This is a genomic window from Mucilaginibacter phenanthrenivorans, from assembly GCF_024721155.1.
GTDB classification, from domain to species: Bacteria; Bacteroidota; Bacteroidia; order Sphingobacteriales; family Sphingobacteriaceae; genus Mucilaginibacter; species Mucilaginibacter phenanthrenivorans.
In genome coordinates this window covers 34,782-48,474 of record NZ_JAHVAP010000004.1, presented here as the reverse complement: position 1 = coordinate 48,474, position 13,693 = coordinate 34,782, and the positions used below count along the sequence as shown (strand labels likewise).

The window sequence follows — 13,693 nt, the reverse complement described above, 5'->3', positions numbered from 1 at the left end:
TCAATTCTTTTTTATAATAGATGTATCCCTAATCGCTTTTGTCGAATCGTTAGCAGCTGTTTTTGCTTTTAATGAATCTGTTTTTTTATTCTCGTTTCGTACGCCAACCACCTGGTTAGCGTATTTTATGTTTATAACTTTATATGCATCCCAACCAACCAAAGGCAGCGCTTTTTTATAAAATACCAGCAGGTTGTGAAACTTGCTGTCCAATGAATCTGCGTTGCCCAGCAAAATCCTATTGTTGCCTACCCGCGGGATCAGCTCAATTTCATGATCCTTATTCACGTAGATCTGCGCTATCTGCGCATCCCAAAGTGAATCTTTCCTTATGTAATCAGCAGTCTTAAAAAGCTCAGCCGCCATCGGCGTATGAAGGCTGTCTACATGATTGGCAAATGCCTCGTCGATATATCCATTTGCCACTATTACCCTTGCGGTAAAATTTCCTGATAAAGGAATTTTCAAGCCATGCTGATCCACATAAAAATCCTGGTCAAAGCGGTTCATCACCCTCAAAATCGGCTGGCGCTGGCTGATCTCTACATTAATAATCCCATCCATATCAGTGTACACCTTGGCAAACTCGATAAATGGATTGCTCTTTAATTTATTTTCGAGCTCATGTATGTTAATATCGGCCATCCTACGGCCAATAAGCGCATGGCTGTTCACTTGCAAAATATTGTCAACCTCGTCCCTATCTATAAAATACTGGTTGCCGGGAATGTAAATTTTAACATCCTTACAAACTACTTCATCCTTCTTTTGATTAATAAAACTCATCAGCACCACCAGGCCGCCAAAGCATGTTATCCATGCAAGGCTGATCAACAGCGGTTTCCAGATGCGTTTCTTAAACATTTTCCAATATGTGTTTTAATGGTTGAACCAATGTATCGATATCGCCTGCGCCAACTGTTAACAGCAGCTCCGGCTTTTCTTCCTTTATCACAGCCAAAACATCCTGTTTGCTGATGCGGCGCTTGTTTTCAAGCTTCATCCGCTCCAATATCATGTCGGCGTTTACACCCTCAATCGGCAATTCACGCGCAGGGTAAATATCCAGGATGATCAGTTCGTCCGACAGATCAAGTGCCTCTGCAAACCCATCCGCAAAGTCACGGGTACGGGTGTATAAATGCGGCTGAAAAATGGTCGTCAGCTTTTTGCCAGGGTATAATCTTTTTACCGATTTTATAGCTGCCTTCAATTCTTCCGGATGATGGGCATAATCATCAATAAATATTTGATGATCGTTTTTTATTACATATTCAAAACGGCGGTGTACACCCCGGAATGATTCCAGCGCGCTTTTTATAGCGTCAGGCGAAACCTCCAGGATCAAACATGCTTCAATAGCAGCAACCGCGTTTTCAATATTGTGCGTACCGGCAATTCCCATTTTAATATTGGTGATGCTGCTCTGACTATTTTTAAAATCGAAATAGAAATCGCCGTTCTCTATTCTTATGTTCGATGCTGTGGCATCAGCTTCCGCTTCAACTGCATAGGTAAAGCCGCTATCCAAAGCCAGCCCTTTTTTGTGGATCAGTGTGCCGCCCGGTTTTATCTGCGAAGCGAACATTTTGAACGAATCAGTCAAATGCGCGTGATCGCCATAAATATCCAAATGGTCGGCATCCATTGACGTAATGATGGCGACATCAGGATACAGCGTCAGGAATGAACGATCGTATTCATCTGCCTCAACCACCACAATGTTATTTTTGCCATACAGCACGTTGCTGTGGTAATTTGTTGACAGCCCGCCTAAAAATGCCGAGCAATCCTTACCCGAATCCGTTAAAATATGGGCAACCATTGTTGATGTCGTGGTTTTGCCGTGCGTACCCGCAACAGCAACTGTAAACATGCTTTTGCTGATGATCCCCAATACCTGCGACCGCTTGAACAACTCAAAACCGTTGTTCTTAAAGAAATTCAGTATAGCTGAATCTTTTGGAATGGCAGGCGTATAGATAATCAGCGTCCCTTCGTCCGGCGTTTGAAAAGCATAAGGAATCCAATCCGGACGATCATCAAAAATGATCTGAATGCCTTCGTTATGCAAGTCGTTAGTCAGATCGGTTGATGTTTTATCATAGCCGCAAACAACACAACCCAAATGGTGAAAATACCGGGCCAATCCGCTCATGCCGATGCCCCCTATTCCTACCAAATAAACCCGTTTTATGTTATTTAACTCCATTTCTTATTTTGATTTCACCGATTAAACTTTGCAATTTCACCGATTTATTGTTTGATGATTCCACTGATCTTTTTCTCTCCATCTATGAACTATGAACCATCAACTATGAACTCCTAAACTATTTAATCATTTTAAATACTTCCTTCGCTATAACCTCATCAGCATCAGGCATTGCCATTTTGCCAATGTTTTCGCTTAGCTTTCTTTGCGTTTCCTTATCGTTTAACAGTTCAAGTGCCTTATCCACTAATTTTTCTTCTGCATCCCGGTCTGCAATAAATACAGCTGCGTTCTCTTGCACCAATGCCAAAGCATTTTTTGTTTGATGATCTTCTGCCACGTTAGGCGACGGTACCAGGATCACAGGCTTTTTCACCATGTACAACTCGGCTATTGTTCCGGCGCCTGCTCTTGATATGATCACATCTGCCGCGGCAAAAGCGAGGTCCATCCGGTTAACAAATTCAAGAATCCTGATATCCGGGTTAAAATCTTCACCTAATTTTTCAATTATTCCCTTGTAATAAAACTTACCGGTTTGCCATATTACCTGCACGTCGGCTGCTATCAGCTTATCAAGCCCGGCCATTATGCTATTGTTCAACGTACGCGCACCAAGGCTGCCGCCTATAACCAATATGGTTTTTTTAAACGTTGATAATTTATATAATTCCAACGCCTGCATGTGCTTACCAGCAATATTTACCGAATCCTTGCGGATAGGGTTACCTGTTTTAATAATGCGGTCGAACGGAAAAAACTTATCCATACCGTCAAATGCAACACAGATCTTGCTGGCCTTCTTACCCAACCACTTATTGGTTATGCCAGCGTATGAATTTTGCTCCTGTATTAAATACGGGATGTTTTTCACTGATGCAGCATACAATAAAGGCCCCGAAGCATATCCCCCAACACCAACCACCGCATCGGGTTTAAATTCCTTAATAATCTCCAAAGAACGCCTGACGCTCAGCATCAGCTTAACCGGGAACATCACATTCTTCCAGATAGACTTACGTTGAATGCCCTGGATCTCCAACCCTATTATTTTATAACCTGCCGCCGGCACCTTTTCCATCTCCATTCTCCCGGCAGCCCCAACAAATAAGATCTCAGTAGCCGGATCAAGCTTTTTCAAAGCATTGGCAATAGCAATAGCCGGGAAAATATGCCCCCCGGTACCGCCACCACTTATGATAATGCGCGGCCCCCCAGCCCCCTGAAGGGGGAGTTTTTGATTGGGTATGCTTTTGCTTTGTACCATTTCAGCTTTCTTTTTATTTTATTCTTTTTATTCGCACATCCGCACATTCACGAATTTGCACATCATTCCCCCTTCAGGGGGTTAGGGGGCTTAAGCCATCGCTACTTCCTTTATTTCCCCTACTATTACCTTTTTAGGTTCGTCAATATCCCTGCTTACCGATAATATGATCCCAAACGCAATGCTGGTAAACAATATAGATGTTCCGCCCATGCTCACAAATGGCAACGGGATGCCGGTAACGGGGCCTAAACCTACGGCAACCGCCATATTTGCAAAAGCCTGTATGGTCAAACTAAAACTCAACCCGGCAGCAAGCAAAGTACCGAATGCCTTTGGCGCCCTGGTTGCAATTTTTATACACCTAAACAATAAAAACAGGTAAATCCCTATCAACACTATCCCGCCAAACAGGCCGTATTCTTCAACTATTATCGCATAGATCTCATCCGAATATGCTTCGGGTAAACTGTTTATCTCGTCGCTGTTGCCTATTCCCTTACCAAAAATACCGCCCGTAGCAATGGCTATCTTGGCATGATTGGATTGTTGTGCTTTATCCGGATTAGCATTTTCAGGGTGCATAAAGGTTTCAATACGGGTGATATACATGTGGCGGCGTGGCCCTAAAAACACGATACCCGATAGTACCACCATTCCACCTAAACATACAACCGCAATTTGCTTAACGCTTATGCGGCCCATTATCAGCAATAAAATACTAACTCCAAACAGCATCAAAGCGGTCGACAAGTTCGCCCAGGCAATCAATGCGAACACAACACAAACGGCACCCATTATCGGGATGAACGATTGCTTAACATCTTTTATGTTCTCTTGTTTGATAGATAGTGTACGTGCCAGGTAAGTGATCAACGCCAGCTTGGCCAAATCGGATGTTTGAAAACTGAGCCCGGTTCCCGGGATCGCAATCCAGCGACTGGCCTCGTTAACATGATTACCAAATAACAGCGTGTACATCAACAATGGGATGGTGATGATCATCAGCAACTTTGAAATGCCGCGATAATAACGGTAATCAATTTTGTGCGATAAATACATCAATCCAATACCGCCCACTATCATAAACAGGTGCTTTAACAAAATCGTTTCAGTACCCACTCCCTTCTTATAGGCAAGCGACCCAATGGCGCTGTAAACCGCCAGCAATGATATAACCGAAAGTAGTATTACTATCAGCCAGATCCAGCGGTCGCCTTTTGTGTTATTGAGTATTTTATGCATAAGCCCCCCCCGCCCCCTGAAGGGGGAGCTTTTGATTGGATTGGTTTTTGCTATCCTGTATCATTATTATTATCTAATCTTTTATTCAATATTAATTCTCATTCGCACATCTGCACATTTGCATATCCGCACATCATTCCCCCTTTAGGCGGTTAGGGGGCTATAACTCCTTCACCGCCTGCTTAAATTGCCTGCCCCTGTCTTCATAATTCTTAAACAAGTCGAAACTTGCACACGCCGGCGACAACAATACGGTATCACCCTTTGTTGCCAGGTGATAAGACACCGTTGCGGCTTCCTGCGCCGAGTGGGTATTCACTATTACGTCAACCACATCCTCAAATGCTTCGTGTATGCGCTTGTTATCCTTGCCTAAACAAACTATTGCCTTTACCTTTTGCTTAACCAGGCTTCTAAGCATCCCGTAATCATTTCCCTTGTCAACTCCGCCAAGTATCAGCACCACATCGCTGGTCATGCTTTCAAGGGCATACCATGTTGAGTTTACATTTGTAGCCTTTGAATCATTGATAAAGCTGATGCCTGATATCACAGCAACCGACTCCAACCGATGCTCGATCGCGTTAAAGTTGCCCATGCTCTCCCGCATTTCGGGATTACGCAGTTCCAGGACTTTGGCTACTATACCTGATGCCATAGAGTTATAAATATTGTGTTTACCCTGTAGAGCTAATTCGTGTATCGACATTTCAAAATGTTGTTGATGAAGGTTAATGACAATATTGTCCTGGTGGAGGCATGCCCCCTGTTCAATCTCTTTTTCGATAGAAAACGGCAATTGCTGTGCTGCAAAAGTTCGGTCCGCCATTCCCTTAATGGTCTCCGGGTCGTCGGCGCAGTAAATGAAATAATCATTTCCTGTTTGGTTTTGAGTGATTCGAAACTTCGATGCTGCATAATTCTCCAATTTATAATCGTATCTGTCTAAATGATCGGGCGTAATATTTAATAGCACGGCTATGTCGGCCTTAAAACTGAACATATCGTCGAGCATAAAGCTGCTCAGCTCGAGCACATATAAGTCGAACTTTTCAGTAGCCACCTGGTAGGCAAAACTTTTACCGATATTACCAGCGAGGCCCACATTTAATCCCGCATTCTTCAGTATATGGTAGGTTAAGCTGCTGGTGGTCGTTTTACCGTTCGACCCGGTTATTCCTATTATTTTGGCATTTGTATAGCGGCCGGCAAATTCAATTTCAGAGATAACCGGGATGCCCTTTTCTTTTATTTTTTTAATGATGGGCGCCTTTTCAGGAATACCGGGGCTTTTAATTACCTCAATAGCCTTAAGTATTTCGCTTTCAGTATGCTGCCTTTCTTCAAAGCGGATATTCCAGTCCTGCAATTGTTTTTTATAGTCGTCAGCAATCATCCCGAAATCCGACACAAAAACATCATAGCCCTGCTGTTGCGCCAGGCATGCCGCTCCCACCCCGCTTTCGCCGGCTCCAAGAATTGCTACTAGCCCCCCAGCCCCCTGAAGGGGGAGCTTTTGATTGGGTTGGTTTTTGCTGTCCTGTATCATTATTTATCTTTTCTTTAATATTTATTCCTATCGCACATCATCTCCCCCTTTAGGGGGTCGGGGGGCATCTCTACCTCAGCTTCAACGTTATTATCGTCACTATCGCCAGCAGGATACCGATGATCCAGAACCGGGTTACGATCTTGGCTTCATGAAATCCTTTCTTCTGATAATGGTGATGCAGTGGCGACATTAAAAACACCCTGCGTCCCTCGCCAAATCTTATCCTTGTATATTTAAACCAGCCCACCTGTATAATTACCGACAAATTCTCTATCACAAACACACCGCACAGCAATGGCACCAACAACTCTTTGCGGATCATGATGGCAAACACGGCTATGATGCCGCCGATTGCAAGGCTGCCAGTATCACCCATAAATACTTGTGCCGGGTAAGAGTTATACCAGAGAAAACCAACACATGCCCCAACAAATGCACCGGCAAAAATTACCAGCTCGCCGGAATTGGGGATGTACATGATGTTCAGGTAATCGGCGATAACCGTGTTACCAGAAACGTAAGCCAGAATAGCCAGCGTAATGCCGATGATGGCCGAGGTACCTGTCGCCAGCCCGTCTATACCGTCTGTTATGTTTGCACCATTTGAAATAAATGTGACGATTACTATAACAAAGAACATAAACACCAGTAACGAATAATGATCAGAGTCAGCCCCGATATATTTTAACACCTTTCCATAGTCAAACTCGTTGTTTTTATAGAACGGCATGGTAGTTTTTGTCGATCTTACATCCTGAGTATAAACAGGTACATTATTCCGCATATGAAAATCAACCGGAGCATCAACCTTTACAGGCAGCTTTACTTCCTGTCGGATCACGATATCCGAATTAGAATACATAGTAAATCCGATGAAAAGCGCTAAGCCAACCTGCCCTATTATCTTAAACCTGCCTGCTAAGCCTTCCTTGTTCTTTTTAAATACCTTTATATAATCATCCAAAAAGCCTATCGCGCCAAGCCAAATGGTGGTAACCAGCATCATGATGATGTATATATTTTCCAATTTGGCAAACAACAGGGTTGGCACCAGAATTCCCAGGATAATGATCAGCCCACCCATTGTCGGCGTTCCAGCCTTCTGCATTTGCCCTTCCAGCCCTAAGTTTCTTACGGTTTCACCAACCTGCTTAAATCGTAAGTAGTCAATCAACCTGCGCCCAAACACCGTAGTTACTATCAACGATGTAATTACAGCCATTGCCGTGCGGAACGTGATGTACTGAAACACCCCCGAACCAGGAATAGTGTAATTTTTATTAAGCCAGTTGAATAAGTAGTATAACATATTGATGTGCGGATTATTGATGTGCGGATGTGCGAATACATGCAAATCCAAATTCTTTAATCACTCTTATTTGTTTGTAAATTTTCTTTTATTCGTTAGTTGTTTTAATTATATGCACGTCTGCCTATCCACGCATCTGCACATTTTTCTAATTATTTGTTGTTGTAATTATTTTTCCCAGTATCCTTAATATCGATTGCACTTCATCTAACATCTCCGGCTCAAATGGATAGTTTTCGGCGAACTTGCAAAGCTTTAACCAGTACTCTGTTTCGCCTGCTTCTTTATATGCAATCTTACACTTGTGTTTAAAGTCGTTTTTACTTTCAGCTCCTTGCGCCTCACTAACATTTGCTCCAATAGAGGTTCCGCTTCTAAAAAGTTGATTCGCCATGTTGAATTTTCTTTGCGATTCAAGAATTTCGGTGAAAGCAATTATTTTCAATGAAAAACTAAATGTTAAATCAACTATCTGGTTCGGTTTCTCGCTCATGGTCTATATTGTTATTTATTCAAATCGATGTCTTTGATTCATCTATCCCATCAAACATCCACCCATCTTTTTCCTCATCCGCATATTTGCACATCCACACATTCGCACATCCTCTTAGTTCATTTCTTTAAAAATTGCGCTTAGCTCTTCCATATCATCGAAGTGAGAGCGTACGCCATTAACTTCCTGGTATTTTTCATGCCCCTTACCCGCTACCACTACTATATCACCCGGTCTTGCCAGCATACAAGCTGTTTTTATGGCTTCGCGCCTGTCAACTATGCTCAGTGTGTGGCGTTTAAAAGCAGGATCAACTCCTTCCTCCATATCCCTGATTATTTGGGATGGGTCCTCTGAGCGGGGATTATCAGAAGTTAGGATCACTTTATCACTCCATTCGCAAGCAGCTTTAGCCATGATAGGACGTTTGGTTTTATCCCTGTCGCCACCGCAGCCAATTACCGTTATCACTTTTTCTTCATTCTTGCGGATGTCGTGTACCGTACTTAAAATATTCTGAATAGCATCCGGTGAGTGGGCGTAATCAACAATACCTATTACCTTGTTAGGTGCAATTATATAATCAAACCGCCCGCGGGCGCCTGTAAGCTTGCTCAGGCTGGTTAGTATTTTAGTTTTGTCCTGCTCAAGCAGCATTGCAGCCGAGTAAACCGCTAACAAATTATATGCATTGAACGTCCCTACCATTTTAAACCAAACCTCTTCGCTGTCAATTTGCAGGTGCAGCCCTTCAAATTGGTTTTCAAGTATGCGCGCTTTGTAATCCGCCATGCTTTTCAGGCCATAAGTCTTTTTATGGGCCTTGGTATTTTGCAGCATTACGTTGCCGTTTTTATCGTCGATATTGGTTAAGGCGAAAGCGTTTGATGGCAACTCGTCAAAAAATGTCTTCTTAGCCTTCAGGTATTTTTCAAATGTTTTGTGATAATCTAAATGATCGTGTGTTAAGTTCGAGAATATTGCCCCTGTAAACTTTAATGATGCAATGCGATGCTGTGCAATGGCATGTGAGCTTACTTCCATAAAGCAATAATCACAGCCCTGTTCAACCATCTCATTTAACAGCTTATTTAATTCAACCGGATCGGGTGTAGTATGTGTTGCAGGGATCACCTCGCCATTGATTTGATTTTCAACGGTTGAAAGCAAACCGCATTTATAGCCCAAATCACGAAATAACTTGTAGAGCATTGTAGCAATGGTGGTTTTCCCGTTTGTTCCGGTTACTCCTACCAGCTTTAGTTTTGATGATGGATTATCGTAAAAGTTAGCCGATACAAGACCAAGCGCCACAGACGAATCAGCTACCATTAAAAAGTCAACCTCGCCGGTAACCCGTGATGGTAACTCCTCGCAAATAACAGCAACTGCGCCATCTTTAATGGCTTGCAGAATATAGTCGTGCCCGTCAACCATCGTGCCTTTTACAGCTACGAACATACAACCCGGCACTACCTTGCGCGAATCGAAAACTATAGCAGTTATTTCAATATCCGCACTTCCCTGCAGTTCTGTAAACGCAAGCCCCTCTATTATATCGCTCAAATATCTCATTGCAGTTCTATTATTATTTTTGATCCCTTTGGCGTTATGCTTCCCGCCGTTACTGATTGATTGGCTACCATGCCACTGCCCCTGGCAACAACCTTATAACCGGCATTTCCCAATACGTATAAAGCATCGCTCAACCCCATTCCCTTTACCTGCGGCACTACACCGCTTTTATAGCTCGCATCTTCAAAAGCAACTCCATTGCTGGTATCAACTCCGTTCACCGACGCGTTATTAACAGCATACAGGGGCTTAACGCCGAGTTTGCTATACACGTGTTTCAGTGCTTTTGTATTACCCTTTTTTATTTGCGGCAAATTGGTGTTGCCTACATAGTGCACCGGCGCTCCCGGGTTCAGGCTCTTATCAGCGGCGTATACCCGGTCAGCAATTTTTTTGAATACCGGGCCTGCAACTTTAGCCGCCAGGTACGATCCTTTTGTAGGATGATTGATCACAACGATCATGGAATACTTAGGGTTTTTAGCCGGGAAGTATCCGCAGAACGAAGCCTGGTAAGTTTTCTTTTCGCTGTTGCCAGTTCCATTTCCGTAACCACGTATGCCGTTCGCGATCTGCGCAGTACCGGTCTTACCTGCTACGGTATATAGTGAGTTTTTAAACAATGTTTTACCGTTACCTTCAGTTATCACACCTTCCAGCAGGCTGCGTACTTTACCAAGGGTAGCGTCCGAACAAACTTTTTCATTGATCACCCTTGCCTGGAACTGCTCGATGGTATTTCCATACCGACGGATTTCCTTTACCAGGATCGGCGCTATCATTTTGCCGTTGTTAGCTACTGAATTATAAAATGCAAGCATCTGCAATGGCGTTATCTTCATTTCATAACCGTATGCCATTTCGGGCAGACTGTAATATTTATTCCAGCTGCGACTTTTTGGGTTCTTAACCACAGGATGACCCTCGCCGGGAATTTGCAAGCCAAGTGGTTCGTTTAAATGATAGCTGTACAGCTTATCTGTAAATTCCTTCTGGTTATTATTATAAGCGTTATAAGCGAACCTGGCTGCTGCAACATTCGACGACTCTTCAAATGCTTTTTTTGCGGTGATCACAAAATTGTAATCCTCTACGTCGTTAATAGTTGGGCCCTTAGGAATCTTGTACTTTCCACCTTCCGCATTAATAGTAGAATTGGTGTCAATTTTATGCTGATCAAAAAGAGACATATAAGTAGCCAGCTTAAAAGTTGACCCCGGATCGCCGGCGTCACTAATCGCATAATTCAGCTTTTCCTCGTATTTGCCGGATTTGGTTTTAGTAAAGTTGGCTATCGCCCTGATCTCGCCTGTCGATACTTCCATCAATACCACGCAGCCATGATCGGCGCCTGTACTGTCTAACTGCGCCCTTAACACATCCTGCGCAACATCCTGAAAGTTTACATCAATTGTTGATATAATATCAGCACCATCCTTCGGCTCTACTTCATCCTCACCGTTCCTTACCGGCATCCAAACGTTCCCGGGCATGCGCTGCACCAGACGTTTACCGTTTTCGCCGTTTATATAATCAGCATAAGCGCCTTCCAGACCTACCGCTTTATTTGCATTTTCGTTTTTATAACCAATGGTACGCTCGGCAAGTGATTGAAACGGCTTTACCCGCCTGTTTTGCTCATCAACTATAAGCCCGCCCTTGTATTTACCCATGTTAAAGATCGGGAAGTTGCGGATCAGCTTTAACTCTTTATGGGTTACCCTTCTCCTGATCAGTTCATATCTAGACCCATCCTTACGGGCATCGCGCAGCAAGCGTGAAAATTCCTTCTCCGATTTATCAGGATATAATTGCGAAAGCATCAACGCCAGCGAGTCAACCTTTTCATTAAACGTCTTGTCGTCAGCAATACCTCCGGCAAACATGTCCATGTGCAACTCGTATTCAGGCACTGATGTTGCCAGCAGGCTCATATCGTTCGCAAAAATATTCCCGCGTGCAGCCTCAATTGTCTGGTACCTGGTTGATATTTTAGATGCCATTGCCTTCCATTTATCGCCCTGTACAAATTGCACACGAAAAAGCTGGATCACTACTGCAGCGGCAAAAAGCAGGATCAACCCAAAGGCCAGGTAAACCCTGATAAGTATAGTTTTCCTAATGCTAACGCTCATTTTTCACCTCCTCGTCAACTATTTTTTGCGGTGGCGTAAGTGATTCTTTTAATCCCAGGGTATCTACACGTCTGGCAACTTCTGTAAGCGTACTTTTATAAGCAAGCTCAGCTTTGGTGTTTTTATAATCCCAGCTCAACTCCTTTACTTCCTTGCTAATCTTGCTGATGTCACGGATGCTTCTTTCCGCCATGTGCATATTGGCTATATACAGCATTCCTAAAAAGGCAATAAACAATACAAACGGCAACGCCCTGGTAGCAGCTTCGGCATTAAGAATTCCTTTGGTTAAAAACTGAGTCAAAAAATTATCCGGAAATTCCGAGTCGCGTTTTTCCTCAACAATAAGCTTTTGTTGTTCCGCCTCTTCCTCTTCAATTTGCGTACGTAGCTTGTTTGTCATTTCTTTACCGCTATTCTTAGCTTAGCGCTCCGTGCCCTGTTATTATCCTTTATCTCCTCTTCCGTTGCTGTGATCGCTCCCCGACTTACCGCATCAAAAGGCTTGTTATCATTTCCGTAAAAATCTTTTTCTACCTCTCCGCTGAATTTTCCTTTGGCGATGAAGTTCTTCACCAGCCTGTCTTCCAGTGAATGGTACGACATTACCACCAACCGTCCGCCTGATACCAATACCGATGCGGTTTGGATCAAAAAGTCTTTTAACGCCTCCAGCTCCTGGTTAACCTCTATCCTGAGCGCCTGGAAAACCTGCGCCAGGTATTTATTTTCCTTCCCTTTGGGGATGCGGTTGATGATGGCATTTTTCAGATCAGCAACCGTTACTATAGGTGCAGCCAAACGGGCGATCACTATAGAATTGGCCAGCGACTTTGCATTCTGGATCTCGCCATAAATGCCGAAAATCCGGTGCAGCTCAGCCTCCGAATAATTATTTACAACTTCCTTTGCGCTTAATTCCGACTGCTGATTCATCCGCATATCCAGCTCGGCATCAAAACGAATAGAGAAACCACGCTCAGCCTGGTCGAATTGGTAAGATGAAACACCCAGATCTGCAAGAATGCCATCAACAGGCATCGCGTCATGCAAACGGACAAAATTTTTAAGGTATCTAAAATTCTGGTCTACAAAAATAAAACGCTCATCATCGATGATGTTTTGTCGGGCATCTGCATCCTGGTCAAAGGCCAGCAGCCTGCCGTCCTTATTTAAATGTTTTAAGATTTCGCGAGAGTGACCGCCGCCGCCAAATGTTACATCAACGTAAGTTCCTGATGGTTTAATATTCAACCCTTCAATACACTCATTCAGCATTACCGGAGTATGATATGTACTCATGCAACATCCCCCCTTCTCTTATCACCCATCACCTCTTCCGCCAGTTTAGCAAAATCTTCAGGCTCATTCTCAATCATTGCCTGGTATGCTACCCTATCCCACATTTCAATTTTAGTCATCTGGCAGTTTAAAACCACATCCGTTCCAATGCCGGCATAGTCCAATAAGCCCTGGGGTAAATTCACCCTTCCGGCAGCATCAACGCTTAATTCAGTAGCGCCGCGGGTAAAATATCTTATGAATTCTATGTTTTTCTTTTCGTATTGATTAAGTTTGTTGAGTTCATCCAGTTTTTTGTCCCATTCTTGTTTAGTGTAAATCACAAGATATTTTTCAAAGCCGCGATTGATCACAAGGCCCTCTTTTTCAGCTTCTGGAAGCTTTTTTTTGAGGCCCGCAGGGATCATCATTCGCCCTTTGTTATCTAATTTACACTCAAACTCGCCGGTTAAATAGGACATATTAAAACTATGGCATTAATTGTAGTGTAAAATTAGATTTCTTTTACCACTTTACTCCACTTTCCCCCACGAAAGTTATTAACACTTGTGTAATATGCCTGTGGATTATTATTTGTGTAGAAATTTCTTTTCGCAGCTATTA

Annotated in this window: 12 protein-coding genes; all 12 read right to left on the bottom strand. The window is 43.3% G+C overall.

Annotation, left to right across the window (positions count from 1 at the left end; translation table 11 throughout):
• The 12 genes from KXD93_RS09870 to mraZ all read right to left on the bottom strand — a co-directional run bounded on the left by KXD93_RS09870 (position 1) and on the right by mraZ (position 13,551).
• Positions 1–864 carry a cell division protein FtsQ/DivIB gene (locus tag KXD93_RS09870; RefSeq protein WP_258136921.1) on the bottom strand — a complete coding sequence of 288 codons (864 nt, stop codon included), beginning with the start codon at positions 862–864 and terminating at the stop codon, positions 1–3.
• A complete protein-coding gene (gene murC, locus KXD93_RS09865) occupies positions 857–2,212 on the bottom strand; it encodes a UDP-N-acetylmuramate--L-alanine ligase (protein WP_258136920.1) in 1,356 nt (451 codons plus the stop codon). The genes KXD93_RS09870 and murC overlap by 8 nt, the downstream gene beginning before the upstream one ends.
• A 118-nt stretch (positions 2,213–2,330) precedes the next feature.
• Entirely contained in the window at positions 2,331–3,479 is a 1,149-nt protein-coding gene (murG, locus tag KXD93_RS09860) for an undecaprenyldiphospho-muramoylpentapeptide beta-N-acetylglucosaminyltransferase (RefSeq protein ID WP_258136919.1), read from the bottom strand.
• A gap of 90 nt (positions 3,480–3,569) precedes the next feature.
• On the bottom strand, positions 3,570–4,724 hold the full coding sequence (locus tag KXD93_RS09855; RefSeq protein WP_258136918.1) for an FtsW/RodA/SpoVE family cell cycle protein: 1,155 nt from the start codon (positions 4,722–4,724) through the stop codon (positions 3,570–3,572).
• Positions 4,725–4,884: 160 nt separating this feature from the next.
• Positions 4,885–6,273 carry a UDP-N-acetylmuramoyl-L-alanine--D-glutamate ligase gene (gene murD / locus KXD93_RS09850; protein ID WP_258136917.1) on the bottom strand — a complete coding sequence of 463 codons (1,389 nt, stop codon included), beginning with the start codon at positions 6,271–6,273 and terminating at the stop codon, positions 4,885–4,887.
• A 70-nt stretch (positions 6,274–6,343) separates the two neighbouring features.
• Complete coding sequence (mraY, locus tag KXD93_RS09845) at positions 6,344–7,585, bottom strand: phospho-N-acetylmuramoyl-pentapeptide-transferase (protein WP_258136916.1); 1,242 nt, start codon at positions 7,583–7,585, stop codon at positions 6,344–6,346.
• 148 nt (positions 7,586–7,733) lie between these two features.
• The gene (locus KXD93_RS09840) at positions 7,734–8,078 is read right to left on the bottom strand and encodes a four helix bundle protein (RefSeq protein WP_258136915.1); all 345 of its coding nucleotides are present in this window, start codon (positions 8,076–8,078) and stop codon (positions 7,734–7,736) included.
• A 114-nt stretch (positions 8,079–8,192) separates the two neighbouring features.
• Entirely contained in the window at positions 8,193–9,653 is a 1,461-nt protein-coding gene (locus tag KXD93_RS09835; protein WP_258136914.1) for a UDP-N-acetylmuramoyl-L-alanyl-D-glutamate--2,6-diaminopimelate ligase, read from the bottom strand.
• Positions 9,650–11,788: a PASTA domain-containing penicillin-binding protein gene (locus KXD93_RS09830; RefSeq protein WP_258136913.1), complete on the bottom strand. Its 2,139-nt coding sequence runs from the start codon at positions 11,786–11,788 to the stop codon at positions 9,650–9,652. The genes KXD93_RS09835 and KXD93_RS09830 overlap by 4 nt, the downstream gene beginning before the upstream one ends.
• Positions 11,778–12,191, bottom strand: coding sequence for an FtsL-like putative cell division protein (locus KXD93_RS09825; RefSeq protein WP_258136912.1), 414 nt, complete (start codon positions 12,189–12,191; stop codon positions 11,778–11,780). The genes KXD93_RS09830 and KXD93_RS09825 overlap by 11 nt, the downstream gene beginning before the upstream one ends.
• Positions 12,188–13,090, bottom strand: a complete 903-nt coding sequence (gene rsmH, locus KXD93_RS09820; RefSeq protein ID WP_258136911.1) for a 16S rRNA (cytosine(1402)-N(4))-methyltransferase RsmH — start codon at positions 13,088–13,090, stop codon at positions 12,188–12,190. Before rsmH ends, KXD93_RS09825 begins: the two co-directional genes overlap by 4 nt.
• The gene (mraZ, locus tag KXD93_RS09815; RefSeq protein WP_258136910.1) at positions 13,087–13,551 is read right to left on the bottom strand and encodes a division/cell wall cluster transcriptional repressor MraZ; all 465 of its coding nucleotides are present in this window, start codon (positions 13,549–13,551) and stop codon (positions 13,087–13,089) included. Before mraZ ends, rsmH begins: the two co-directional genes overlap by 4 nt.
• Between the last annotated feature and the right edge of the window lie 142 nt (positions 13,552–13,693).

What these genes read in the sequence shown, in the direction of transcription:
- KXD93_RS09870 (WP_258136921.1), bottom strand. Translation starts at nt 864, where the DNA reads ATGTTTAAGAAACGCATCTGGAAACCGCTGTTGATCAGCCTTGCATGG.
- murC (WP_258136920.1), bottom strand. Translation starts at nt 2,212, where the DNA reads ATGGAGTTAAATAACATAAAACGGGTTTATTTGGTAGGAATAGGGGGC.
- murG (WP_258136919.1), bottom strand. Translation starts at nt 3,479, where the DNA reads ATGGTACAAAGCAAAAGCATACCCAATCAAAAACTCCCCCTTCAGGGG.
- KXD93_RS09855 (WP_258136918.1), bottom strand. Translation starts at nt 4,724, where the DNA reads ATGCATAAAATACTCAATAACACAAAAGGCGACCGCTGGATCTGGCTG.
- murD (WP_258136917.1), bottom strand. Translation starts at nt 6,273, where the DNA reads ATGATACAGGACAGCAAAAACCAACCCAATCAAAAGCTCCCCCTTCAG.
- mraY (WP_258136916.1), bottom strand. Translation starts at nt 7,585, where the DNA reads ATGTTATACTACTTATTCAACTGGCTTAATAAAAATTACACTATTCCT.
- KXD93_RS09840 (WP_258136915.1), bottom strand. Translation starts at nt 8,078, where the DNA reads ATGAGCGAGAAACCGAACCAGATAGTTGATTTAACATTTAGTTTTTCA.
- KXD93_RS09835 (WP_258136914.1), bottom strand. Translation starts at nt 9,653, where the DNA reads ATGAGATATTTGAGCGATATAATAGAGGGGCTTGCGTTTACAGAACTG.
- KXD93_RS09830 (WP_258136913.1), bottom strand. Translation starts at nt 11,788, where the DNA reads ATGAGCGTTAGCATTAGGAAAACTATACTTATCAGGGTTTACCTGGCC.
- KXD93_RS09825 (WP_258136912.1), bottom strand. Translation starts at nt 12,191, where the DNA reads ATGACAAACAAGCTACGTACGCAAATTGAAGAGGAAGAGGCGGAACAA.
- rsmH (WP_258136911.1), bottom strand. Translation starts at nt 13,090, where the DNA reads ATGAGTACATATCATACTCCGGTAATGCTGAATGAGTGTATTGAAGGG.
- mraZ (WP_258136910.1), bottom strand. Translation starts at nt 13,551, where the DNA reads ATGTCCTATTTAACCGGCGAGTTTGAGTGTAAATTAGATAACAAAGGG.